Source organism: Granulosicoccus antarcticus IMCC3135, assembly GCF_002215215.1.
Taxonomy (GTDB): Bacteria; Pseudomonadota; Gammaproteobacteria; order Granulosicoccales; family Granulosicoccaceae; genus Granulosicoccus; species Granulosicoccus antarcticus.
The window spans coordinates 6,889,193-6,912,625 of the sequence record NZ_CP018632.1 but is presented as its reverse complement, the minus strand read 5'-3'; the positions used below and the strand labels follow the sequence as shown (position 1 = coordinate 6,912,625).

Annotated in this window: 21 protein-coding genes and 1 riboswitch; of the genes, 6 read left to right on the top strand and 15 right to left on the bottom strand. The window is 53.5% G+C overall.

Going from position 1 to position 23,433, the window contains the following annotated elements; genetic code table 11:
- Nucleotides 1–30: 30 nt before the first annotated feature.
- From IMCC3135_RS29950 to IMCC3135_RS29930, 5 genes are read right to left on the bottom strand one after another with little or no spacing between them, the layout of a single operon-like run.
- Nucleotides 31–1,101, bottom strand: a complete 1,071-nt coding sequence (locus IMCC3135_RS29950; protein ID WP_088920924.1) for an Ldh family oxidoreductase — start codon at nt 1,099–1,101, stop codon at nt 31–33.
- A complete protein-coding gene (locus IMCC3135_RS29945; RefSeq protein WP_205737781.1) occupies nt 1,094–1,960 on the bottom strand; it encodes an ABC transporter permease in 867 nt (288 codons plus the stop codon). The genes IMCC3135_RS29950 and IMCC3135_RS29945 overlap by 8 nt, the downstream gene beginning before the upstream one ends.
- Entirely contained in the window at nt 1,957–2,766 is an 810-nt protein-coding gene (locus IMCC3135_RS29940; RefSeq protein ID WP_088920923.1) for an ABC transporter ATP-binding protein, read from the bottom strand. Before IMCC3135_RS29940 ends, IMCC3135_RS29945 begins: the two co-directional genes overlap by 4 nt.
- Entirely contained in the window at nt 2,766–3,791 is a 1,026-nt protein-coding gene (locus tag IMCC3135_RS29935) for an ABC transporter substrate-binding protein (protein WP_088920922.1), read from the bottom strand. Before IMCC3135_RS29935 ends, IMCC3135_RS29940 begins: the two co-directional genes overlap by 1 nt.
- Nucleotides 3,792–3,845: 54 nt before the next feature.
- A complete protein-coding gene (locus tag IMCC3135_RS29930) occupies nt 3,846–4,781 on the bottom strand; it encodes a fumarylacetoacetate hydrolase family protein (RefSeq protein ID WP_088920921.1) in 936 nt (311 codons plus the stop codon).
- Between the two features lie 364 nt (nt 4,782–5,145).
- On the opposite strand from IMCC3135_RS29930, the gene IMCC3135_RS29925 reads away from it, so the two are divergent.
- Entirely contained in the window at nt 5,146–5,826 is a 681-nt protein-coding gene (locus IMCC3135_RS29925) for a FadR/GntR family transcriptional regulator (RefSeq protein ID WP_205737780.1), read from the top strand.
- 80 nt (nt 5,827–5,906) lie between these two features.
- Here the strand turns inward: IMCC3135_RS29925 and IMCC3135_RS29920 are convergent, their stop codons facing one another.
- The 4 genes from IMCC3135_RS29920 to IMCC3135_RS29905 all read right to left on the bottom strand — a co-directional run bounded on the left by IMCC3135_RS29920 (nt 5,907) and on the right by IMCC3135_RS29905 (nt 10,289).
- Entirely contained in the window at nt 5,907–8,300 is a 2,394-nt protein-coding gene (locus tag IMCC3135_RS29920) for a bifunctional diguanylate cyclase/phosphodiesterase (protein WP_169727548.1), read from the bottom strand.
- 153 nt (nt 8,301–8,453) lie between these two features.
- Entirely contained in the window at nt 8,454–8,936 is a 483-nt protein-coding gene (locus tag IMCC3135_RS29915; protein ID WP_088920918.1) for a YHS domain-containing (seleno)protein, read from the bottom strand.
- A gap of 203 nt (nt 8,937–9,139) precedes the next feature.
- Nucleotides 9,140–9,562 (bottom strand): hypothetical protein, encoded by a 423-nt coding sequence (locus tag IMCC3135_RS29910; RefSeq protein WP_169727547.1) that lies wholly within the window; start codon nt 9,560–9,562, stop codon nt 9,140–9,142.
- A gap of 7 nt (nt 9,563–9,569) precedes the next feature.
- Entirely contained in the window at nt 9,570–10,289 is a 720-nt protein-coding gene (locus IMCC3135_RS29905) for a TVP38/TMEM64 family protein (RefSeq protein WP_088920916.1), read from the bottom strand.
- 639 nt (nt 10,290–10,928) lie between these two features.
- Here IMCC3135_RS29905 and IMCC3135_RS29900 point away from each other — a divergent pair.
- Both IMCC3135_RS29900 and IMCC3135_RS29895 read left to right on the top strand, forming a co-directional pair.
- Nucleotides 10,929–11,780 (top strand): DUF4344 domain-containing metallopeptidase, encoded by an 852-nt coding sequence (locus IMCC3135_RS29900; protein WP_088920915.1) that lies wholly within the window; start codon nt 10,929–10,931, stop codon nt 11,778–11,780.
- A 262-nt stretch (nt 11,781–12,042) separates the two neighbouring features.
- Nucleotides 12,043–12,166, top strand: a riboswitch (glycine riboswitch).
- 51 nt (nt 12,167–12,217) lie between these two features.
- Entirely contained in the window at nt 12,218–13,498 is a 1,281-nt protein-coding gene (locus IMCC3135_RS29895; RefSeq protein ID WP_088922163.1) for a D-amino acid dehydrogenase, read from the top strand.
- A gap of 44 nt (nt 13,499–13,542) precedes the next feature.
- Here IMCC3135_RS29895 and IMCC3135_RS29890 read toward each other — a convergent pair whose 3' ends face one another.
- Nucleotides 13,543–14,928 carry a PQQ-dependent sugar dehydrogenase gene (locus tag IMCC3135_RS29890; RefSeq protein WP_088920914.1) on the bottom strand — a complete coding sequence of 462 codons (1,386 nt, stop codon included), beginning with the start codon at nt 14,926–14,928 and terminating at the stop codon, nt 13,543–13,545.
- A 141-nt stretch (nt 14,929–15,069) separates the two neighbouring features.
- Between IMCC3135_RS29890 and IMCC3135_RS29885 the strand changes: the two genes are divergently transcribed.
- The gene (locus tag IMCC3135_RS29885) at nt 15,070–16,464 is read left to right on the top strand and encodes a dicarboxylate/amino acid:cation symporter (RefSeq protein ID WP_088920913.1); all 1,395 of its coding nucleotides are present in this window, start codon (nt 15,070–15,072) and stop codon (nt 16,462–16,464) included.
- Nucleotides 16,465–16,527: 63 nt separating this feature from the next.
- Here the strand turns inward: IMCC3135_RS29885 and IMCC3135_RS29880 are convergent, their stop codons facing one another.
- The gene (locus IMCC3135_RS29880) at nt 16,528–17,577 is read right to left on the bottom strand and encodes a hypothetical protein (protein WP_088920912.1); all 1,050 of its coding nucleotides are present in this window, start codon (nt 17,575–17,577) and stop codon (nt 16,528–16,530) included.
- Nucleotides 17,570–18,136 carry a ribosome biogenesis factor YjgA gene (yjgA, locus tag IMCC3135_RS29875; protein WP_157736365.1) on the bottom strand — a complete coding sequence of 189 codons (567 nt, stop codon included), beginning with the start codon at nt 18,134–18,136 and terminating at the stop codon, nt 17,570–17,572. The genes IMCC3135_RS29880 and yjgA overlap by 8 nt, the downstream gene beginning before the upstream one ends.
- Nucleotides 18,137–18,292: 156 nt before the next feature.
- Between yjgA and IMCC3135_RS29870 the strand changes: the two genes are divergently transcribed.
- The gene (locus IMCC3135_RS29870) at nt 18,293–19,159 is read left to right on the top strand and encodes a hypothetical protein (RefSeq protein WP_088920910.1); all 867 of its coding nucleotides are present in this window, start codon (nt 18,293–18,295) and stop codon (nt 19,157–19,159) included.
- A 75-nt stretch (nt 19,160–19,234) separates the two neighbouring features.
- Here the strand turns inward: IMCC3135_RS29870 and IMCC3135_RS29865 are convergent, their stop codons facing one another.
- The 3 genes from IMCC3135_RS29865 to purM form a co-directional block, all read right to left on the bottom strand.
- Entirely contained in the window at nt 19,235–20,167 is a 933-nt protein-coding gene (locus IMCC3135_RS29865) for a DUF3108 domain-containing protein (protein WP_088920909.1), read from the bottom strand.
- Nucleotides 20,168–20,272: 105 nt separating this feature from the next.
- On the bottom strand, nt 20,273–20,905 hold the full coding sequence (gene purN, locus IMCC3135_RS29860; RefSeq protein ID WP_088920908.1) for a phosphoribosylglycinamide formyltransferase: 633 nt from the start codon (nt 20,903–20,905) through the stop codon (nt 20,273–20,275).
- Nucleotides 20,906–20,970: 65 nt separating this feature from the next.
- Complete coding sequence (gene purM, locus IMCC3135_RS29855) at nt 20,971–22,029, bottom strand: phosphoribosylformylglycinamidine cyclo-ligase (RefSeq protein WP_088922162.1); 1,059 nt, start codon at nt 22,027–22,029, stop codon at nt 20,971–20,973.
- Nucleotides 22,030–22,130: 101 nt separating this feature from the next.
- Here purM and IMCC3135_RS29850 point away from each other — a divergent pair, with 101 nt between their 5' ends.
- Nucleotides 22,131–23,408 carry a DUF2066 domain-containing protein gene (locus tag IMCC3135_RS29850; RefSeq protein WP_157736364.1) on the top strand — a complete coding sequence of 426 codons (1,278 nt, stop codon included), beginning with the start codon at nt 22,131–22,133 and terminating at the stop codon, nt 23,406–23,408.
- The last annotated feature ends 25 nt before the right edge of the window (nt 23,409–23,433 follow it).

Below are 23,433 nucleotides of genomic sequence, written 5' to 3'. Positions count from 1 at the left end.
AGTCATCTCGTCTGCAGTGCGATTGTTTCTTCATATGCCAGGTTCCAGGGTTGCATCAAACCCATGCAGTTCTGCCAGTGCCAGTAAATCCTGATGCAAGGCTGGACCGAGTAACAATCCATTGCGACGACGTTGCTCGGCCACTTCATGCTTGCCATCACCCGGTAAGCGTACCGGCGCATGTCCGGGCAGAGGCGGGGAGGCGCGCATCTCATCGAAGGCCTGTGCGGCTGTTTGTGCAAAGTCTTCTCCCATGCCAAAAGCTGCAGGGTCAAGCGCCATGACGAATTGTCCCGTGTTCGTTTCACTGCTGGTATCAGCGGTGAAGTCCACGACATTCGAGCCAAAAGCTGCCCCGTTAGCAACGCCTGCCAGCAGACCGATGGCAACCGATAAGCCGAAACCCTTGGGGCCTCCGATGGGTAGCAGAAAGCCTTCTGACTTGCGGTTCGGATCAGTCAGCGGTTCTCCATCACGTCCCACCATCCAGCCTTCTGGCATGGCTTCGCCGCGCTGTGCCAGCGTCTTGATCTTGCCCATGGCAGCCACGGTGCTGGCCATGTCCAGTACGAATGGGTCATCGCTGCCGTTGGGTGCTGAGATAGCGACTGGATTAGTACCCAATAGCAGGTCTGTTCCTCCAAAAGGGGGGACGTGATTGGCACTGCCCACTGCTGCTGCCATGCCGATCATGCCGGCGTTGGCTTGCGGGCGTACATACAGTGCCAGTGGTCCTGCGTGATTGCCGCGTCGCACACCAACCCAGCCAATTCCTGCGCTGCGAGCTTTCTCGATGGCCAGCTCACAAGCCTGGTTCATGGCCAGGTGACCGAGGCCGTTATCGCCGTCGATCAGGGCCGTGGCCACAGTCTCATGGGCAACAACAATGTTGGGCTGCGCATTGCAACCGCCGTCACGTAGTCGTGCCAGATATTGTCTTAATCGAAAAACACCGTGAGTATCATGGCCAAAGATGTCGGCTTCCACCATCAGGCTTGATACCTTGCTGGCGTCAGCCTCCGGCACACCTTGTGATGTCAGAGCTCGGTGAATGAAGGCTTGCAGGCTGGCGACACTGACCGGCTTGTCTGGATCACTCATCACGAGCTCCGACTGAGTCTTTCTGCCAGAACACGGTACGGCGCTGTGTCCATGTCACGAGGGCGTAGAGCGCCAGTCCTAACAGGCTGATGTACAGAATAAGGGAGAAAACCCGAGGTGTATGCAGCTGTGATGCAGCGACTCGAATCAATTCACCGATGCCTTTGCCACCACCGAGAAACTCGCCTGTGATGGCTCCGGCCATGACACCAACAGCACCTATTTTAAGACCAGTGAATATCTGGGGAAGACCCATCGGCAGCTTCATCTTGATCAAGGTCTGCAATCTGCTGGCCCCCATGGTCTTGAACAGCATGCGTGCATTTTCATCGGCAGCGTGCAGGCCTGCTGCGGTACCGACAACAATCGGGAAAGTGGCGATGAAGGCTGCGAGTGCCACTTTGGATTCAATGCCAAAGCCTAACCAGGCGACGAACAGGGGGGCGAAAGCCACTTTGGGCATGGTATCCAGTGCTACCAGATAGGGCATGACTGCACGTTCGCCGAATGCTGTCTCGCCGACCAGTACACCGAGAGAGAAACCGATGAAGATAGCCAGGGCAAAACCGTAGATTACCTCTTTGATGGTGATCCACATTGCGCCGAGCATATAGTCGCCGGTGAGCAGGTTCTTGCCAACGAATATCAGGTCGTTGAAGACTTCCAGTGGGGTCGGCAATATGATCGGAGACACGAGTCCCAGACTGGTTGATAGCTGCCAGGAGCCCACGAACAACACGAATACAAACGCCATGGAGACACTGCGTGGAATGCGATCCAGCAAGGATTCGCGTTCTACCCAGATCGTCTCTTCACTCGGCATGGGTGCCGGGTTGGTACTGACGCTGGCCTGTCTCACAGCTCTGCTCCCTTGTCCAGCAACTGGCGGATGTAGTCAACGATGGCTCCGAATTTTGGTGTTGTGATCATGTCCAGCGTGCGCGGTCTTGGCAGATCCACCGTGACAATTTCGGCCAATCTTCCCGGGCGTGGCTTCATGACATAGATGTGATCGGACAGGATGACTGCTTCGGCGATAGAGTGAGTGACCAGAAAAGCGGTTGCATGCTGCTCGGCACAGATACGCTGCAATTCCATATTCATCATGTCGCGAGATAGCTCATCCAGCGCACTGAATGGTTCATCCAGTAGCAAGACGGCAGGTTCGGTGATCAGCATGCGACAGATGGACGCCCGTTGTGCCATACCCCCTGAAAGCTCGTTCGGATAGACATCCTCGAAGCCCTTCAAGCCGACGACATCAAGCAGATCATGAGCTCGTGTCTTGGCCTGCTGTGCTGCAGCACGTCCATCACGTATTTCGATGGGCAAAACGATGTTTTCAACGGTGGTCAGCCAGGGAAACAGGGTGGCATGCTGAAACATCATGCCAATGTCTCTGCGGGGACCGATGACCGGATCGTTCTGCAGAACGACCCGACCGGTGCTGGGCGGTAATAGCCCAGCCATGATTTTCAACAAAGTGGATTTCCCGCAGCCGCTGGAACCTATGACTGACGAGAAGCTGCCCTTTTCAAGTGTCAGACTGACACCTTCAAGAGCAACGACCTTGTTGCGGGCGTAAGTCTTGCCAACATTCGCCAATTCATAGACGGCTTCTGCTTGCACGGTGGATGTGTCCGGTGCGGCTGCGAGAGCGTTCATTACTTGATAACCTCATTCCAGTCGGCGATGAACTCGTTCGTATAGGCAGAAGTCAGGTCATCCAGTGGGCTTTGTAGCTCACCGCCTGCGACCAGGCTTTCCTGCCATTCTTCCCAGACTTCCTCTGGCAGATAGCCCAGACCATTGGTCATGTCGACAGGTGTGGTCTTTGATTTGATGGCATCGAACAGCGCGCCCTGAAATTCCGGATCTTCGCCTTCCTGGCGATTACCTGCGGTCAAATGAGTCATGACCTTTTCACGATTGGCCTCATCCAGTGCAAAGGCATGACCGCGAATGAACGCTCGACCGAATTTTTCCACCAGTTCACGATCATTGCGAATCGTGTCTCCCATGGTGACCAGGCCATTGCCGAAGAAGCGGGCAAATTTGGGAGGCGTGATATCCCGCACCTTCATGCCACGGTGGTTGAGAACCGCTGAATCTGCCGTTGAGGATGAATAGGCGGACATCTCGCCGCTGTTGAAGCCAACAGTGGCTGGGCCGCCATCGCCTACTGTCAGAAACTCGAAGTCTTCACCGGCGACCATGCCGGCGTCAGACATGACATTGCGGGCAAATCCGACTTCAGCCCCATCTGCTGTTCCCGTACCAATGACCTTGCCGCGTAAACCCTCCAGATCCTGAATGTCGGAATCTGCGCGAACCACGATGCCAAAGTTGTTGCGTGAAGCAACGTTGTAGAAGAATACGGCATCAACACCGCGTGAACGGGCAGCCAGTAATGGGCCGGGGCCCGGTCGTCCGAATAGCGCCTGCCCTGCAGACAGAGCCTGCAGAACTGCACCAGAGCCATTGATGGCCTCAACGTTTACCTTCAAGCCTTCTTCGGCAAAGTAGCCTTCACCGATAGCGACAAAAACCGGATAGGAGTTAATGGCTGAGGGGCTGGGCTGAACGAAGGTGATTTCTCGCAGATCCTGAGCGTGGAGGGTCGGCGCGCTGAGTAGTGTCAGCGGCAGAGCTGCAAGCAGTGCAGCTGTGAACGTGCGACGGGTGATCATGGTGTATTTCTCCTGTCTAGCGTGAGTGGTTCTTGTTAATAATGCAACTCCTGCCTAGGTGGCAGTAGTCATCGTGTTCTCGAGTTGTCCAATTTCGGATATCTCACAAACTACGGTGTCGCCATCTTTCAAATACTTTGGTGGGTCCATGGCATAGCCGACACCGGAAGGGGTGCCGGTTGCCAGCATATCGCCAGGCTCCAGTGTCAACCCTTGTGACAGTGATTCGATCAGGGTTGGAATATCAAAGATCATGTCCGACGTTGATCCGTTCTGACGGACCTCGCCATTGACTGACAGGCCGATGGACAAGTTGTGGGGATCGCTGATGGCATCAGCAGTCACTATCCATGGGCCACAAGGACAGGAGCCATCCAGGCCTTTGCCTTTGAAGTACTGACCACCGTGACGACGTTGAATGTCACGTGCTGTGATGTCATTGATGATCGTGTAGCCGAAGATGTGATCGTAGGCCTGGTCGCTAGAGATGTTTCTGCCAGCCTTGCCAATGACCAGGGTCAATTCAACCTCGTAGTCGATATTTTCGGACAGGCTCGGGAAGATCGGGATCAGTGCCTTGGGGCCAATGACTGCGGTTGGAGGCTTGGTGAAATACACCGGATACTCGGTAACACCTACCGTCTGTTTCTGAGCTCTGTCGCCTTCGGCGATATGCTCTGCGTAGTTCCTACCCACGCAGAAGATATTCTTGCGTGGTGATGGGATCGGGGCCAGGAGCTCGATGTCCTTGATTGCGTGTAGCGCATCGGCATGTTTTCCGGATTCCGCTTCGGCAACCAGCGTGCGAACAGCTTCCAGTGCCTCTGCACCGCCTTCGATGATTGCCTGCAGGGATCCTTCACGCAGTGAGTCCGCAGCCGCACCGTCCACTGCGGATGTGGCCGCTTTGGCTATTTCCAGCACGGAGTCGTCATTGAGGCGGACTACCGCTACAGATAATCCTTTAACGGCGATGGTGGCAAAGTGCATTGGTCGTGATCTCCACAAATTGATAGGTGTTGTTTAGTCAAAATTGGTTTATTGATTTGAACCAATAATTGACTTTCAGAAACCATAAAGTAATTTCACAATGGGCACAAGACCTATTCCTGAGCAATAATGGGGTCGAATTAGTGCTTGAAAAACATAATAAATATATTTAAAACAATAAGATAAGAATAATTTCACTAAACATTTCCAGTGTTTGATGTTCAAAAAATATCGATATTATATGCCATCAGTCTCATTGGATCAGTGAAATTGGTTTTGTTTGGTTTCTAATTGAATAATCAATTTGTATATTGGTTCACCATTGTTTATGATCCAGACTCACTTGAAAATCCATCAAACAGGCGTGAAAAGAGAGAACAGCGAAGGAGCGTTGATACAGCTGCAGGCTTATATCGCGCAGGGAGATTTCGACCTGAATGATCGTTTGCCGGCCGAACGGGAGCTGTGCGAAACCCTGGGTCTTGCACGATCGGAGTTACGCAAGGCATTTGCGATACTGGAGTCAGAGGGCGTTATCTGGCGACACGTGGGACGCGGTACCTTCGTGGGTAACGGTCACGGCAAGGGCGCGGAGTTTCTGTCGATTGCAGCCATTGCCAAGCGCACCACGCCGCGAGAAGTCATGCATGCCCGATTGGTGCTTGAACCGATGCTGGCTCGTGAGGCTGCACTGCATGCGACTGCCGAGCACGTTGAGCAATTGCATGACAGCTGTATCAAGGCGCGCGAGGCGGTTGCCTGGCGTCAATACGAATCAATTGATAATCAGTTCCACAGTCTCGTCGCTGAAGCCACTCAGAATACGCCGCTCATTACCATGTATGAGCAGCTCAATGCCTTGCGCCGCACTATCGTCTGGGGAAGGTTGAACCGACGGACTGAGGAGCCCACGCCTGCGCATCACAGCTTTGCCGAGCACGAGGCCATTTTTGCAGCTATTGAACAGCGTGATACCGACTCGGCACAGGCAAAGATGAAGTTCCACCTGTTAGCGGTGAGTGAAGATTTATTTCCAACGGCCTGATTGGCTCAGTCGGGCTTCGTCTGCCGAGCCTGTTGAGCAGCCAAGTCAGGTGTTTATAGAGAACGAGTCTGGCAAGCTTCTCAGGCGGCCAGTGATGGCAAGTCCTCGTCAGGCTTGTCGGCTTCAGCTGTACTGCGAAGAAATTCCTGGACTTGTGCCGCTGGCATAGGTCTGGATATCAGATAGCCCTGTAATTCGTCGCATTGCAGGTTCGATAATATGTCTGCCTGCTCTCGAGTCTCCACGCCTTCAGCCACGACGCGCATGTGCAGACTCTTGCCCATGGATATGACCGCCTGAACGATGCTGGCGTTCTCCGGATTGCTTTCAAGGTCGGATACAAATGCCCGATCAATCTTGATCTTGTTGAAGTTGAAGCTTTGCAGATAGCTCAAGGAAGAATAACCGGTACCAAAATCATCCATGGCAATGCGTATGCCCAGCATCTTGAGCTCATCCAGAGTCCTTAGTACGTCATCTTTGTTATTGATCAGCAGTGATTCGGTAATCTCGAGTTCCAGCCGGGTACCGCTCAGGCCGCTTGCTTGCAGAGCAGCTTTGACGATTTTTACGATGTTCTGTTTGCCGAACTGTGCTGCAGACAGGTTCACTGCAACACGTATCGGCTCAGGCCAGGTGGCCGCATCCATACAGGCCTGACGCAAGACAAATTCCCCGATAGGTACGATCAGGCCGGTCTGTTCGGCTACAGGAATAAAGTCCACCGGTGAGACTGAGCCCAGTTCTGCATCTGTCCATCGTAGTAGTGCTTCAAAGCACACCGCCGATCGATCATCACAGCTGACCAGTGGTTGATAATTCAACGATAAGGCCCCTAGTGCTAACGCCTCTCGCAAGCGTGCCTCCAGGTTTCGTCTGGCATCCAGATGAATATTCATACGCGGTTCAAAGAGGCGAGTCGTGGCTTTGCCTTCGGCTTTGGATTCGTACATGGCGGTATCCGCATTGCGCATCAGCTCTTCGAGTGTTTCACCATCTGCCGGAAAAACCGCGATGCCGATCGATGCATCAACCATCAACTGAGCGCCATTCAGTGTAATGCTGGAGCTGAAAATCCCATGTATCTGTTGTGCCAGTTCCATGGACTGTGCGGGCTGATCAACGGATGTGGACAGTAGCGTGAATTCATCCCCGCCTTGTCGTGCAACCACATCGCCATCTCTTAGCAGTGCGTCTAATCGTTTTGCCACGAGTTGTATCAGTTCATCGCCAACAGCATGCCCATGCATATCGTTAACTGACTTGAAGTTGTCCAGATCCATGGCCAACAGGGCGAAAGAGGCATCTGAGCGTTTGGCGCGCGCCATGGCGCAATTCGCCAGTTCATTGAAGTATCGGCGATTAGGCAAGTCTGTCAGAGCGTCATGTAGTGCTATATGTGCAATCTGTGCTTCATTTTCCCGGCGTTGAGTCAGGTCGCGAATCGAGATCATTTCTCCTATTTCGCCATTGTGTAGCATGATGGCTCGACGATAGATTTCTGCCGGAAAGTCGATGCCCTTGCCATCGTTGATCTGAACCTCCTGCACAAGGGTGTCATCACCTATTCGCAGCTCTGACACCTCAACGATGGACCATTCTGATAGATTCCTGCCGCTAGTATCCAGATCCAGTCCCAACAAGGTGCGACCCGCCAGGTTTGTGTCCATGATGTCAAGATTCTGGTGAACAATCAGTCCTTCAAAAGCGCCGTCAGCCAACATTTTGAATCGTTCTGCCTGCGTGGCTAGTTGCAGAGACAAGCGCTTGTCAAACATGGATGCAGCAATTCCGATCGTCAGGACGGTCAGTGACGACACTGTTACCCCGGCAATGAGGAAGGATCGTGATATGCCGGCGGTAGCATCAAAAAAGCCAAGTTCCAGGCTGACAGCTGACATACCCAGAAAGTGCAAAGAGACGATCAGTAGCACCAGGAGTGTGCCAGCCAACACATTCAGCTTGTCTCGACTGGGATCAAACAGGCTGTCGATTGAGAAGGCGCCAAACCCAAGAGCGGCCAGCAAAGAGGCGATAATCAGATCGGCGTCATAGCTTATTGAGCCGGGAAACAGAAGGCCTGCCATGCCAATGTAATGCAAGGCTGCGACTCCTGCACCGACCAGAGCACCACCCAGCAAACGCCTTGATTTTATATGGCGTTGTTTGAACGAAAATAGAAAGCCGATGCTGATAACAACGATACCGACAATCAGTGAGAGTACGGTTTTTGTCGGATCGTAGGTCATCGGGACGCTGGTTTGGTAAGCCAGCATGGCGATAAAGTGCGTGGACCAGGCGGTACAGCCCGCACACAAGCTGAGCAGCGATACCCAAATTCGTGAGCGCTCGCCGGACATGGCCCTGCCGGTTACAAAGACACAGGCAAAGCAGCCCAGCAGGCATATCATGGCAGCCAGCAGCACCAGGCTAAGGTCGTGATCAAGAGTCAGACAATCTACTATTCGAAGCATTGCGACAGTGTTCATCCAGTGACATGGCATGGCCGAACACCGGCGCTGCCTTACCTGAAGGTAGTCGGCTGAAAACTTTAGTACTGTAGGTGTTACAAAGGGTTTTATTGGCTGTGCCAATAAACGCGCGGTTCAAGGGGCGTGCTTGTCTTCCTATTCGGCAGACAGCAAACCTTCGAATTTCTGGTCGGCATCGCTGATGAACTTGGGAATGTCCTGCTCCCACTTGCCCTGTAATTTGTCGTCGTAGTTCAGATACAACTTGCCATCCACAATGCTCCAGTTGTCGACTTCGATTTTGACAAGAGAGTCCTGAGCCACACCGTAAGCGCAATATCCACCGTACTGTGGGGCGTATTTTTCAGGATTTCCCGTGAACAGATCGAGGTGTTCCTGGGAGGCGAACTTCCAGGTTGCTTCCTGCCATTGCGTGGTGAACTGGTCAGAGCCTTCAACGGGTTTGCTTTCTGTGAAATAGGCAACAGTATCGTATCCGTGAAGGGCGATTCCCGTCGGTTCATAGCCACCAAAGAGGCCAGATTTTTCCAGTGTGTTGATAGGGGAGGCTGCAAATGCAGCTGTCGTTGTCAGCAATAGAAGTAATGCTGCGGCCGTAAATCGTTTTAATAAGGTCATGATGATCTGTGACTCCAGTTAGGTGAATGGTAAGTAAAAGCTGCGATTCAGGGGTAGACCGCAGCTGTCCACAAGCGTTCACCGTGTGCACTGAGTTATGAAAACGAATCGATAACCTGAATTGCTCATTAAATGCCGAATTTTCGCCTGCCGATAGGCATCTATCGGGCAGGTTATCCGTTATTGATTGAAGTGCCTGGCATTCAGCAGATCCACATCCTCATTAGTACTGGCAGTCCGTTATTATCCAGTCGCAATGACGGATAATCCCGATTCAATTGCTCCAGCGTCTTCTCCAGTCTGGCAAAATAGTCCGCAGTGTTTTCGGCCACTTTCTGGAAGTCGTCAGTTTCGACTTTCAGCAGTAAGGCTTCATCAAGAAACTTCAGGCCTTGGGCCGCTTCATAAAGCTGGCTGTAGCCCTCGCTGAGAATGAGATTGCGATCTGCATCAGTGCGTTCATCGTTTTCTGTCAGTTCACTGGATGATCGCCGTGGCTCTTGCAACTGTTTGCCAGCTGCATCAGTGGTCGATAATGACTTTTCAGGATTGCCTGAGATGGCAGCACAGCCTTGCAATATCAAAACCGTGGATAAGCAAATCAATGCAAATCGGAATTTCGTCAACCTGTTATCAGGCTGAATCTTCGTTTTTCTCATCATCAACTCCATAGTCGTCCAGTTTTGCCTTTGCCTTGCGAGTGACAAGTACGACAACAACAATTGTTGCCAGCAGACCGACGCCAAAGAATACCCATTTGGCCGGACCTCCAGAGTCGCCGCCGGCGGCTGAGCCGATTGCACCAAGATAGACATACAGCGCCGTACCTGGCAGGATGCCGACGAAGGTTGCTGCCACGTAGTGCCAGAAACTGACATCGGTGACACCGAAAAAATAGTTCTGCAAGTTGAATGGCACAGCTGGACTGAGACGCATCAGCGCAACAATTTTCCAACCATCCTCACTGACCGCGTTATCAATTGCCGCAAACTTTGGAGAGTTGTCTACTTTCTTGCGTACCCGGTCGCGTGCAAGGTGACGAGCGATAATGAATGCAATGGCCGCGCCGATGGTTGCAGACACCACGACCAGTGGGTAGCCCCACGCGCCAAACGTCAGGCCTGCGGCAATCGAAAACACAGAACCTGGTGCCAGCACAATCGTGCCGACAATATAGACCAGCCCGAACAATAGCCAGCCCAGAGGTCCGAGCTCTTTTATCCAGCTGCTGAAGGAATCAAGCCATTCTTTGGCTGGTAACAGGAACCAGGCTGCTGTCACGCCGATCAGTACAACCGCAACGATGACCCATTTCCACGAAAAACCGGACTGTTGATCATTATTCATTGCCATGAAATTGCTCTATGGGTTCTGGTTACACTGTGAGAAGGGCGGGTCTGCGCTGCAAGCAGAGATGCAGCGGTTTCTTCATCAGTTTTCATTGAAGAGATGCCCGAGATTCACTATATCTTCAAAAGCAAGGCCATCACCCGTGTTGATAGTTTTTGCAACGATGACTAAATCTCTGCAACTCTCAGGCAGTTCAGGGACGTAGTTGCAATGTATTCAAGAAGCTTCTGGCAGAATTCCGTGAGTGGCGTGTCAAGCCAGCCAACTGGTATGTGAGCTGTCCATGACTGGGCAGGGCCTGATGATCTGCGGCTGCAACTTCACGAATCTGGCAGCCCTCTGGCCTGGGGCTCTGCGCTGACAATTGCACACCGTGCCGGGAGAATCCATTTGACCTTGATGAAATGCTTCCATGTCTACCTGAAAACTCGAAAGTGAGTTAAATGCCGCAGGCAGCAGCCTGTTGGCAAGGTATAGTCAACAACGCTGCGCAGATGATTCCGACTCAACATGCAAACGTGCAAGTGGGCATACTGCTGGCCGGAACAAACATTGATCCGAATCTGTCTGCGAGGCTATAACCCTCCTGAATGTAGGGTTAATAATTATGCAATTCAAAAGAACCATTGATCAGCGAAAATAATGTGTAGATCGATAGCCGGTTTTCTCCGCCAAGGCGTCAGTCCGGGCAAGTTGATCCGTGGCTCAGCCGCCGTGTTGTTGACAGTGGTACTGGCATCCTGTGGCCTGAGCGAGGAACAGTCAGAACTACCTCAAGCGGTGGTGCTGGTTCAGCCAGCTGTCCCTGTGTCGATTAGTGAACCAGTTGTGCATAATCCTGACGAGAGTCAGGGCTCTGAGCCTCGCATGGTGCTCAGATCGGTCATCAGTCGTGACAAATACCTGCCCGAGCAGGTCGATTTCATCAATAAGTTACTGCGTTTCAAGAAGACGGTCACTGTACTCAATGAAGTGGAGGAGGGGCCGTTGTTTGATCCGGATACTCAGGAGATCTGGATGCCCGGCAGTTTCGCCGACGTCATCGAGTCCTATTTCGGCACTCGGAATGCACCGGTTGCAGATGTTTATCTGCATACCCTGATTCATGAGGTCGGTCATGTTCTGTATTCGCAATATGACATGCCCCTGCTGGCGCGTGAAGAGGATGCCGCAGATGCGCTGGCCAGCGTACTTTTGCTGGAGTATGTCGAAGATGGCGCCAGAGTTGTGCTCAATGCGGCGGAGATGTTTGGTCTGGAGAGCGAACGGTTCGAAAGGCAGGAAGAGCCTGACTTCTGGAGTGAGCATAGTCTCGACATCCAGCGATTCCATACCACCTTGTGTCATGTCTACGGTAGTGATCCGGAAGCCCATGCTGATCTGCTCGATGCTGAGAATGGTCTGACGCAAGCTCGTGCGCAGAGCTGCCAGTACGAATATGAGCGTATCCGCAAGGGCTGGCTGGGTATATTGAAGCCCTATCTCAAACGCTGAGGCTCTTACGCCCTCCCGGGGCGTTAAATAGCCACGTTATGGTTCTATGAGCGCTTGGTACGGCAAGAGGCTTGTCTTGTGAGACGCGCTCTGGCATAGTTCGCGCGTCTTGACGGCATTCGCTGGTCTTTGCAGCGGTGCATCAAAACGGTATAGGGGAGAGATCAGCATGAGCCGGGTAGCTTTTAAGCGTACCAGGTTGAAGGTTGACGCCGAAGGAGCAACACCCAGGAAACTCTCAGGCAGCCAGGACCCAATACCCAACGAGACATCTGGAGAGTGATGAGCCTGAGATATCGGGTGCATCCACCGAAGGGGTAGTGTTCCGGATCAGAAAAGCTGATCAGGCGGCATAAGCTCTCAGGTCCAAAGACAGATGGGATAAACGAATTGCTTTGGCAATTCATCGTGTTTACCTGTTTGAGTGGAATCTGATCATGAAGCATATAGCCGTTATCGGTGCCGGAATTACTGGCGTTACCACCTGTTATTCCCTGCTACAACGAGGTTATAGCGTTACGGTGTTCGACAAACACCGATACGCTGCCATGCAGACCTCGTTTGCCAACGGTGGCCAGCTCTCGGCCTCGAATGCCGAAGTGTGGACCCAGTCTTCCACCATCCTGAAGGGCATCAAATGGATGTTGAGGAAGGATGCGCCATTGCTGGTCAATCCCAAGCCGGACTGGCACAAGTACTCCTGGATGGCTGAGTTCATGAGCAACATTCCCCACTACGAGAAGAACACCATCGAGTCTGCTCGTCTGGCCATCGCTGCAAGGGAGCATCTGTTTTCCTGGGCTGAGCGCGAGAATATAGAATTCGATCATCAGACACGCGGCATCCTGCATATGTATCAGAACCAGCAGGGTTTCGAGCACGCGACTCGCGTCAACAAGATGTTGGCCGATGGCGGGCTTGAGCGCAAGGCCGTTACCGTGGAAGAGATGAAGGCCATCGAGCCTGCATTGGGTGGTGATCTGTATGCCGGCTATTACACACCGAGCGACTCTACAGGTGATATCCACAAATACACGCGTGGGCTGGCTGCTGCTTGTGTGCGTCTGGGGGCCACGTTTGTCTATGATTCGTCTGTCCAGCAGTTGCATCATGACGGCGCCGGGGTCAGGTTGGAATTTACCCAGTCTGGCAGTGCCAACAGTGAAACTGAAAGTTACGATGGGGTCGTGATCTGCGCTGGTATCGAGAGTCGCAGACTGGGCGCGCAATTGGGTGATCGCGTGAATATCTACCCGGTGAAAGGCTATTCCATAACGGTCAATCTGCCTGATGAGGAAAGCCAATCAGCGGCTGCCTGGGTCAGTTTGCTGGATGATGATGCCAAGGTGGTGACCAGCCGTCTGGGTAAGGATCGTTTTCGTATTGCTGGAACCGCTGAGTTCAACGGGGTCAACTACGATATTCGTGACGATCGGATCAGGCCATTGATTGATTGGTGTCGTCGATATTTTCCACGTGTTGATACTGAGCACGTGGTGCCGTGGGCAGGTCTTCGGCCGATGATGCCCAATATGATGCCGCGGGTTGGTGCGGGTAAATTGCGGGGTGTCTATTACAACACCGGACACGGGCATCTGGGCTGGACCTTGTCAGCAGCTACAGCCGAGGCGGTTGGGGATGTGGTCATGCAAAGCATGCCTGTTGACAGGCCAGAGGGTGTGTCTGCGCCGGTGTGGGTGCATAGCGCCCAGGGTTGATCGAGTGGGGCGCAGTCGGCAAGGTGCCTGACTGCGCCTATCATTTAGCTGGCGCCGCTCACGCGCCAGATCACGTTACCGACATCATCGGCAACCAGCAGGCAGTTATCGGGGCCGATGGTGACGCCTACCGGGCGGCCATAAGAATACTTTTCATCCGGAGCCAGAAAATCGCTGAGGATGTCGCGCGGTGGGCCAGACGGCTTGCCATCATGGAAGGGTACGAAAACGACGCGGTAGCCACTCAAGGTGCTGCGGTTCCACGAGCCGTGTTGGCCGATGACCATGCCGTCCTCATCAAAGCCTGACAAGGTTCCGGCTGGCATCCAGCATAGGCCGAGCGATGCTGTATGCCCACCGAGTGCATAATCGGGCCGGATGGCGGTCGCAACCATTGCGGCGTCCTGTGGCACGCGATCATCCACCGTCTTGCCCCAATAGCAATAGGGCCAGCCATAGAAGCCACCTTCTTGCACGGATGTCAGGTAGTCGGGTGGTACCTCGTCGCCTAATCCATCACGCTCGTTAACGACAGTCCACAGCGTCTGGGTCGTGGGTTCCCAGGCCATGCCGACCGGGTTTCGCAGGCCGGATGCAAAAACTCGGGAATTGCCCGATTCCAGATCCAGTTCGTAGATGGCAGCGCGGCCTTCTTCCTCTTGCATGCCTTTATCGGCAATGTTGGTCATCGAACCGACACCGGCATATAGCTTTGTACCATCAGAGTTGGGCAGCAGGCTTCGGGTCCAGTGACCACCGGGTTTGAAGTCGACCAGTTTGCGGCCTTCTCCCGTGATTCGGGTTGCCCCTTCCTCGTAAGGAAAAACCACGATGCCATCGGTATTGCCGACGTAGAATTTGTCACCCAGTGATGCCATGCCGAAGGGCTGGCGTTGCTTATCCAGGAAAACGTTGCGGATATCGCCAACCCCATCGCCGTTACTGTCCCGGAACAGTGTGATCCGATTGGCTGATACACCAATAGCGGCTGCGCGTTTCATGGTGCTGACCATGGCATAGTCAAAAGCGGTCTTGACCGGTCCTGTTTCCTGCAGGGCCTCAGCGACCAATACATCGTTATTGGGCAATACGTGAATCCAGCGCGGATGGATAAGATCGGTTGCAAAGGCATTGACTGTCAGGCCTGGTGCGGCAGTCGGGACATGGCCTGGTTCCCAGCCTTTGGCGGTGGGCATTTTCAGTGTGGGGATGCCTTGCGGTTTTGCCTGTGGAATGTCCGGGTTCGAGCCCGTTGCCGGGGTGTCATTATTAACTCCCCAGCGCCTGAATAATATGGCGGTTGCACCAATCATGGCGACCAGACGCGAGAACAGGTTGGTGGATCCAGTAGTAATGATAATTCTCCAGATGGGGTTAAAGGCCAGCGAAGTCGATTCACCAAAGGCCCCGTGTAGTTGACTGGTACACATTTATTGCCGGTTACCAGACGAATTTAAGTGTTACAAAGCGCTTGACGATTTAACTTGTTTATACATACGTGTACATTCCAAAGACGATGCAGTATGTTCGTGACTGTTCCCTTTTTGTCAATTATGTAGAGGTATGGAGCTATGAGTAGTACAGGAAAATCAAGCCTGACCACCAAGGTATTGGTGGGGATGGCGTTGGGCATTGCTGTCGGGTTGGCTATCAATCTGATGGGAATGAACACGCCCGGATCCTTTGTCAATGAATATGTAGTAGGTGGCTTATTCAATGCCATCGGCAGCATGTTCATCAATGCCTTGAAGATGCTCGTGGTGCCTCTGGTCATATTCTCCCTGATTTGCGGTGTTTGCGGAATTGGCGACATACGAGCACTGGGTCGAGTCGGCGGCAAGTCATTTGCGCTTTATATGTTGACCACCGCTGTTGCAATCGCCACAGCGATTATCATCGCCAGCACTTTTGGTATTGGCAAAGGAATGAATCAGGCCAGCGACGCTTCATTTTCAGCCTCGGAAGCACCGCCTCTGGTACAGGTGTTGATTGATATCATTCCAAGCAACCCGATCCGTTCGATGGCGAATGGCGACATGCTACCCATCATCTTCTTTTCCATTCTGCTTGGTATCAGCATGCTGCTGGTTGGCAGAAAAGCGAAGGCTATGATCGAAGCGGCGGAAGTTGCGAACGAAGTCATGATGAAGATGGTCACCATCGTCATGTCAGTAGCTCCTTATGCAGTTTTTGTCCTGATTGCCAAGGCGGTAGCCGAGTTGGGAATCGATCTGCTGGCCTCATTGGCAGGCTATGTGGCTGTATTGGTCGGTGCTCTGCTGGTACATCTGTTCGTCACGCTGATGGTTGTTCTGAAGGTTTTCTCAGGCTTGAGTCCGACCATGTTCCTGAAAAAAATTCGCAATGTTCAGGTCTTTGCATTCAGTACTGCTAGCTCCAATGCCACGATCCCTGTCACCATGCGGACCGTCACTGAGCGCTTTGGGGTGAACAACTCTGTTGCCTCTTTCTCTGTGCCTTTCGGTGCCACCATCAATATGGATGGAACTGCAATCATGCAGGGTGTGGCGACCGTTTTCATCGCCAACGTATATGGTGTGGAATTGGGTGTGGTCGGTTATCTCACCGTCATCCTGATGTCCGTACTGGCATCGATTGGTACCGCAGGCGTGCCGGGTGTTGGCTTGATCATGCTATCGATGGTATTCGCACAAGTTGGGCTGCCTATTGAAGGCATCGGACTGGTACTGGGTGTCGATCGTCTGATGGATATGATCAGAACCGCTGTCAACGTCTCAGGTGATGCGGCCGTGTCATGCATCGTGGCCAAGAGCGAAGGCAAGCTGGATCAACGCGTGTTTGATGATCCGGACGCTGGCACTTACGAAACAGGCGATGATCTGCATATCGATCATGACGTTGAGACGGAAATGGCAGAAGCCATTGCTGCCACACGTGAAAATGCGCCCAAAGCGACTCGACCAGTTGGCGAGCCTACTGTCTAGTAGAGCCAGGCGGGCAGGGGGACTGCATCAAGTCTCCCTGCCATTGATTGTTTTTATAGGCGTTCAAGACGGTGGTAGTAGGGGCAGGGCCCACAATGGGGCATCCAGATGCTCGGATGTGAACCAGACAGATTGCCCCGGAACAACGGCCAAGGCCTCTCCTTGTCTCAGATCATGTGCATAAATGCGTTCGAAAGAGTGTGCAAAAGCATCTGACCAGGACTCTCCCTGTGCCTTGGTAATGCGGATGACATGTCGATAGGTCAGTAGATAGGCTGTATTGCTGGCACTATCAAAATCAAGCGCTGTCGGGTGGTTCAGATCCACGCCTGCGACAGCCGCCGCCAATTTGGATTCAAGATTTGTCGGGCTCAAGGGTAAGTCACCAGTATGCCGGGCAACCAGCAAGCTTGAATCCGGTTTCTCCGGAATTTGCAGTTCGTAGAGGCGACTTGGTTCAGGCCCGTTGGATCCGATCGGCTCCTTGCTGATCAGGAAAAGGGTATTGCCGATGAAGGCAAAGGCTTCGACATTCCTTGGTCCATCCTCATAGCGAAATCTTATTGTCCAGCTGGGTACCAGTGTCGTGGTTGCGGGTGTGTCGAGCGTCGGTTCCTCGACAAGATAGAGCGTGCTTTCTTCATGTTTCTGTCGATTGTCACCCGTGTCGCCAAGCACCAGGTAGTTTTTGCCGGCAATCTGCAGATTGCCCATTTCTTCCCAGTCGCGATTACGCGCATCTACAGTCCAGTGGCCCAGATCTGCCCCTGTCTCACTCAGCGCATAGAGCTGCGCCGGATTGCCGCTGTCGTTCAGGGCAAACAATACTCCCGGGGTGTTGCGAGAGACAGCAAGTCCACTGATCTCGTCAAGTGTCTGATTGGCTACCTTGCCGGTACGCCGAGCAGATTCGATGGTCAGGGGCGTTGGAGCCGGGCTGGGTCGCGTAACCGGGGCATCGTTGCTGTCATCCGCTGAGCTCTGTGGGGCGCGGGCCGAGGCCTTTTCCGGCACAGCGGCTTTGACGGTTTTGTCGACTTGATTGCCCGCTGAAATGCAGCCGCTGGTCATTGCGACCAGCAGCACCAGAATCCAGAACTTGCTTTCAGTCATTGCTTTGTGCGGGCATTACGACGTCGCGGATGGCTTTGAACAACTGACGCGTCGCTGCAGGCGGGCGTTTAGCCGTGCGTTCGGCGATGGATTGCTTCTGCATATGCCTGAATTGTTGTCTGTCGGCTTCCACAAATTCATCAAGAAAGGCGGTCAGAGCGTCTTTGGCGCCTTCGCCTTCCACTTCGCCAAGCAGTCGGTCTCGCCAGTTTTCAACCAGGTGCAGGTTTTTTGTGTTCGCTCGAGCTGTCTGGCGAATTTTTTCCAGAGCGGCTTCGACAGGTTCGACGTCAATCTGACGCATGCGCTTGGCAAGAAACCCCAGCTGCCGTTTGCGGGCACCATGCGCTTTTATGCGGTGGAGCTCGTGGATAGCACCCAGTATGTCTTCGGGAATCGGGATAGTGGCCAGTTCACTGGCCCCCAGTTCAGCCAGATGGGCACCCAGATCACGAACTGAGTCCGCTTCCCGTTTGCGCTGACTTCTACTGATCTCTTCCTGGTCGTCATCCGGTAATTCGGAATCGTCCATGTTACTTTCAAGTTCGTCGTCTATCATTGCTATTGAATTGCCAAAGCCAAACACTTATTCATCGAATTGTCACACTTGAATACATGCCTGGCCTAATCGTCTGTTGTTTTTTTGCGACAGACGGAGTCTAATTGCCTTCAGACAATTATTGAGGGCTTGTCCGTTTCGGACTAGAGACACAGGATGGCATGTTCACTTGCTCAGTTGGTGATCATAACGCCTTTGTTGGTGGCAGGTCCGTGTGCGTGGGCATCTGACATTGTCGGTCAGGCCATAAATTACAGCGATCCCTTCGAATTAAACCCTGCAGAGCTTGATCCCATTCGGTTTACCCGCTCCAAGATAGAGCGTGGTGGCGATGGATCATCCAATGTGGAATCAGATGTCTACCAGGGGCGTGATAATCATATTGCGGCGCGACAGACCGAATTCTCCTTCAAGCTCAAGCCTAAATTGCCCGATTTCTCTCGTAAAGGGGCCTATGGTCTCGATCTGTTTACAGAGCCTCGTCTGGATGTTCATAGCCGTCTGATGGGGCCGGCACGCATCGGTGAGGTTATCCCGGAGCTCAATGACGGCTTTGCCTACTCTGCCGGACTGCGAATCGAGCACGAGGACAAGGACATCAACGGTACGGCCTACGTCAGTTCGAGCCTGTTGGGACTGTCCTACGGGCGTCTCGGTCGGCTCTGGTACGGTGGTATCGATGTCAACCTGGAGCAATTTACCGATGATGCCACGGGGGTCGAGCAACCTGATGTGTTGTCACTGGATTTCACCACCGGGCGTCGCCTCGGATTTACCGGACTGTCGACAAATTCGCCGTTGTGGCTGGTATCGGTGCAGGGTAATCTGGACCTGTTGGATGAGCCCAGAGGTGATGAGGTAGGGGCGAAGGTGGATTGGTATCTTAATCCGAGTCTGTTCTGGCAACAGCCGGGGTTCACGTTTTCCGCTCAGATGCAGTTACCTGTCGAATTCGAAACACTCGATGATGACGGTGAGCCGGATTATCGGTTGCGAGCCGTATTCGAAAAGCAGTTCAAATAGCAGATAGCCTTACAGGCTACCGCCGTCATGTTTTTTGATGAGCCGAAAGACCCTCAATGGGGTCGTTCGCAGGACCTATTCGCTCTTGGCAGGCTCTGTCTCAGTGACAGGGTCGGGAACAACCACTTCCAGGATCTCCTCAAGCTCCACTTTTTCGTCTGCAACCTCCACCTCTTCGGCCTCTTCGTCTGCGCTTGAGTCTTCAACCGGCAAGGCTCCTCCCAGTTCGAGGCTGGTGACACGGTTCTCGAAGCTCAGCAAACTGAGACGTACTACGAGTTCATCGCGTTTCTTGTGTTCGATCTTGACAGGCAGATAGTCCAGTGAAGGGGCAAACCAGGTGATGGTCTGCCGACTTCCGCCGATAGCGTTATGGTTGGTAACACGTATCGTATCGATAGTGCCAAGCCGGGTTTGCAAGGTTTCATGTCCTTCATTGACGAACTCTACTTGCTTGATCTTGGCGCTGTCGAAAATAGGTAGTTCAACCTTTTGGAAATCATGTCGCAGCGTATTCATGATGAGCAGGGTGGCCGTCAGGCGATCGAGCAAGGGTTCGTCAAAGGTTTCGGTAACCGTCTTGCCTCGATATTTGTGGGTTACGGCGTTGTTGGCCCAGTCAAAACTTGCATCTACCTGTCGACGTCGTTCGTCGTCCTGGCGATAGCTGTAGCTCTGCGGCTGAAGTTGGACATTATCGTCAGACCCTGCCAGCGTGAAGGTGCTTTGTTCGCTGATTCGGCCTTTACCTGCCAGCTTGAATACGCCTCTGGGCTGGATTTTGAGGCTGTAGGTCCACAGATTCGCCTTGTTTGACAAGACCAGGCGAGCATCACCGGCGTTGATGAGGTTGTTGCCAACTTCGTACACCACCTCGAATGGCGCCAGGTCACCGCTTTTCAATGACTGGGCTGTGGCGTCACATATCGAGACAGCCGACAGTACGATACCGGCGATGGCAAACGGTAGAGTTCGGCTTAATGCTCCGGGCAAATGCAAGCTCGTCATGGCTGTAGTCCTGTGGGCGTATTAGCAGAATAGATTAATCAGCGCGGTTTGCTGGTGAGGCACCGTTAGTCGTGTGTGCCCATCATGGGCAAACACCAGAACGGGTCACGGTAACATTGAATTTGTGCTTGAATCGAGATCCATGTTTACGCAATGTTGCAGGGCAGTGATATATAACGCATGTTCTTCCTGCAACACTCTCTGTGCCAGTGATTCGGCAGTATCTTCAGGCTCGATAGCCACTTTGACTTGCGAGATGACAGGTCCGGCATCAAGCTCCGGTGAGACGATATGGACACTGGCGCCAGCATGTGAATCACCCGCTGCAATAGCCCGTGCATGAGTATCAAGTCCGGGATATTTAGGGAGTAGCGACGGGTGAATGTTAAGCATACGCCCTTGCCAGCGGTCAACGAACTGCCCTGTAAGGATGCGCATGAAACCTGCCAGAACAATCCAGTCAGGCCGGGCTTGTTGCAGGCGTTCGTGCAGGGCCTGGTCAAATTCGAGGCGACTGTCAAAACCCTTGTGGTCGATGATAGCCGTCTCAATGCCCATCTCCCGAGCTGCCTCGATTCCTCGGGCATCCGGGCGATTACTGATGACCAGTCCCACTGTTGCCTGAAGCTCGCCGCTTTGGCAGGCTTTGGCAATGGCGATCATGTTCGAACCGCGCCCCGAAATCAGTATCGACAGGGATGGAAGCACTGAAGAGGGGCTCTGAGAATCGTCGTGCATAGAGGCAACGGGGAGTCTGGTTCAGGCAAGGGATCGGTCGGTGGTAGCGACGCGAACACTCAGCTTTATGTGTAGCGGACGCAGGGTTCGCCTGTGCTGGTCTCGATGCTGCCAATGACGCTGGCCTGTTCACCGGCCTCTTCGAGGCTGGCAACGACCGCTTCTGCGTCGGCGGCGGCCACGACAATGGCCATGCCGATGCCGCAGTTGAAGGTTTTCAGCATTTCTGCATCACTGATGCTGCCGGCTGTTTGCAGCCAGCTGAATATGGGTGAGAGAGACCAGGAATCGCGATTGATGACAGCAACGGTATCGTCGGGCATGACGCGAGGAATGTTCTCGGTCAGGCCACCACCGGTGATGTGCGCTACGGCATGCACGGTATGTTTTGACATGACGTGGGCAAGCGATTTTGCATAGATACGTGTGGGTGCAAGCAGGGTCTTGCCCAGCGTGGACTCGCCCATCGGACTTGCCAGATCGTGACCCTCAATCAATTTTCTGATCAGGGAGTAACCATTGGAGTGAGGGCCTGATGAGGCGATGCCGACAATCAGGTTGCCAGCCGCAACGGCAGAGCCGTCAATGATGTCGCTTTTTTCGACCACACCCACGGCAAAACCTGCCAGATCGTAGTCGTCACCAGCATAAATGCCGGGCATTTCTGCTGTTTCGCCGCCTAGAAGCGCAGCGCCAGACTGGACACAGCCCTCGGCAATGCCACTGATGACATCACGCGCTTGATCAACGTCCAGTTTGCCGGTGGCGTAGTAATCCAGAAACCATAGTGGTTCAGCGCCACAGACAATGATGTCATTGACGCACATGGCGACCAGATCGATGCCGATGGTGTCGTGAATGCCTAGTTCAATGGCAAGTCGCAGCTTGGTGCCAACGCCATCGGCGCCGGAAACCATGACAGGTTGCCTGTAACGGTCCACCGGCAACTCAAAGAGGCCACCAAACCCGCCGATACTGCCCAGCACACCGGGTCGACGTGTTCGGGCAACCAGAGGTTTGATCTGGTTGACGAGTTCGTTACCGGCGGCGATATCGACGCCGGCATCGGCATAGGTCATTCCAGGTTTAGTAGTCACGGGCTTGGCTTGTGTTTTTTCAGTCATGGTCGGGTACAGCGAAACGGCCATCATAAGCGATGCGAGGTGGGTTCAATGATACGCTTAATGCATTGGCGGTGTTCGCGGGATACTCGCTGGACGATTTCATGATGGATACTCAAATGACAAGTAGTTCATTAGGTGTGTCAACTTGGCGCATTCAGGCGCAGTTAACGGCATCAGGCAAGGCGATCTTCAGTGCCTTGAGGCTGTGCTGTGGCGTGCTGCAGGGTGCCCGCTGGAGGCGCCAGCTGGCGGCATTTGCGCTTGTGATGCTGACAGTGCCGGGCGTCGTGCTGGCACAGAATGATGCCTATTCGGTTGAGGTGGCCGTTGCCGATCGCGGGGCCGAAGAGCAAGAGCATGCCTATCAGGTAGCTTTTCGCCGTGTGTTGCTGAATAACAGTGGTGACAAAACGTTACTTAATCGCGATGACGTCAGAGCGGGATTGAAAAAAGCAGAGCAATATGTCACTGGTTACTCATATCGTGCTCCACCGCCGGGTACCGTTATCGAGTCGGATACCCCACTGACGGATGAAGTTCGACGTACCGGACAGGCCACGCAACTGATGCTGGTCAGTTTTGATCGAGAATCCGTTGATCTGTTGATTGAAGGTGAGCCCGACAATGCCGAGACGGCAGCAGACTCAGAAACGGCGCCCTTACTGCGCACCGATAGTGCTCTGGTGTGGCTGCTGGTACAGGATGATGGGCGCGATATCATGATCAGTGATCCGGCTGCCGTGAATGTGCAGTCCAGGTCGCGTGAAATCGTCGGTGCTGCGGGTATCTCGCTGGTATTTCCGTCAGGCGATGACGAGGATCTTGCGGCTCTGGGTCTGGAAGATCTGCTGGTCGGAGATCTGGATCGCATCCGGGCAGCCTCGGCACGCTATGGTCAGGATACGATACTGATTGGTACTCTGGCCCGCAATGGTGCGCAGGGCTGGACTGGTAACTGGACCCGGTTGTTAGGTGATCAAATCCAGAAGCAGGACTTCGATACAAGCAGTCTTGATCAGGCTTTGCAAAGCGGCCTGGCTATACTGGGAGAGGAGGAGGCCCTGGATGAAACCTATCGATATGGTGGCAGTGCCATTGCGGATACCGAGGTGCTGGTCTGGGTTGGATCAATCGATTCCACCGCCAACTATGCAGCCATGATGAAATTCTTCGAAGCTCTGCCAGAGGTTCGTACGGTATATCCCAAAGAAGTCAGCGATACCTCAGTAGTCTTTGCACTGCTGCCGCGCAGTTCGCTGCCAGCTGTTGAATCCGCCGTAGTGTCTCAGAGCTGGTTGCGCAGAACAGCGCCTCCGGTGACAGACGTGCCCGACTCATTGAGTCGTAATGCAGACCTGGTGCTGGAGTTCGGGCGTTAGAATCCGACTCTGTACACCTGGACCG

What these genes read in the sequence shown, in the direction of transcription:
- IMCC3135_RS29950 (WP_088920924.1), bottom strand. Translation starts at nt 1,101, where the DNA reads ATGAGTGATCCAGACAAGCCGGTCAGTGTCGCCAGCCTGCAAGCCTTC.
- IMCC3135_RS29940 (WP_088920923.1), bottom strand. Translation starts at nt 2,766, where the DNA reads ATGAACGCTCTCGCAGCCGCACCGGACACATCCACCGTGCAAGCAGAA.
- IMCC3135_RS29935 (WP_088920922.1), bottom strand. Translation starts at nt 3,791, where the DNA reads ATGATCACCCGTCGCACGTTCACAGCTGCACTGCTTGCAGCTCTGCCG.
- IMCC3135_RS29930 (WP_088920921.1), bottom strand. Translation starts at nt 4,781, where the DNA reads ATGCACTTTGCCACCATCGCCGTTAAAGGATTATCTGTAGCGGTAGTC.
- IMCC3135_RS29920 (WP_169727548.1), bottom strand. Translation starts at nt 8,300, where the DNA reads ATGCTTCGAATAGTAGATTGTCTGACTCTTGATCACGACCTTAGCCTG.
- IMCC3135_RS29915 (WP_088920918.1), bottom strand. Translation starts at nt 8,936, where the DNA reads ATGACCTTATTAAAACGATTTACGGCCGCAGCATTACTTCTATTGCTG.
- IMCC3135_RS29905 (WP_088920916.1), bottom strand. Translation starts at nt 10,289, where the DNA reads ATGGCAATGAATAATGATCAACAGTCCGGTTTTTCGTGGAAATGGGTC.
- IMCC3135_RS29900 (WP_088920915.1), top strand. Translation starts at nt 10,929, where the DNA reads ATGTGTAGATCGATAGCCGGTTTTCTCCGCCAAGGCGTCAGTCCGGGC.
- IMCC3135_RS29895 (WP_088922163.1), top strand. Translation starts at nt 12,218, where the DNA reads ATGAAGCATATAGCCGTTATCGGTGCCGGAATTACTGGCGTTACCACC.
- IMCC3135_RS29890 (WP_088920914.1), bottom strand. Translation starts at nt 14,928, where the DNA reads ATGTGTACCAGTCAACTACACGGGGCCTTTGGTGAATCGACTTCGCTG.
- IMCC3135_RS29885 (WP_088920913.1), top strand. Translation starts at nt 15,070, where the DNA reads ATGAGTAGTACAGGAAAATCAAGCCTGACCACCAAGGTATTGGTGGGG.
- IMCC3135_RS29880 (WP_088920912.1), bottom strand. Translation starts at nt 17,577, where the DNA reads ATGACTGAAAGCAAGTTCTGGATTCTGGTGCTGCTGGTCGCAATGACC.
- yjgA (WP_157736365.1), bottom strand. Translation starts at nt 18,136, where the DNA reads ATGATAGACGACGAACTTGAAAGTAACATGGACGATTCCGAATTACCG.
- IMCC3135_RS29870 (WP_088920910.1), top strand. Translation starts at nt 18,293, where the DNA reads ATGGCATGTTCACTTGCTCAGTTGGTGATCATAACGCCTTTGTTGGTG.
- IMCC3135_RS29865 (WP_088920909.1), bottom strand. Translation starts at nt 20,167, where the DNA reads ATGACGAGCTTGCATTTGCCCGGAGCATTAAGCCGAACTCTACCGTTT.
- purN (WP_088920908.1), bottom strand. Translation starts at nt 20,905, where the DNA reads ATGCACGACGATTCTCAGAGCCCCTCTTCAGTGCTTCCATCCCTGTCG.
- purM (WP_088922162.1), bottom strand. Translation starts at nt 22,029, where the DNA reads ATGACTGAAAAAACACAAGCCAAGCCCGTGACTACTAAACCTGGAATG.
- IMCC3135_RS29850 (WP_157736364.1), top strand. Translation starts at nt 22,131, where the DNA reads ATGATGGATACTCAAATGACAAGTAGTTCATTAGGTGTGTCAACTTGG.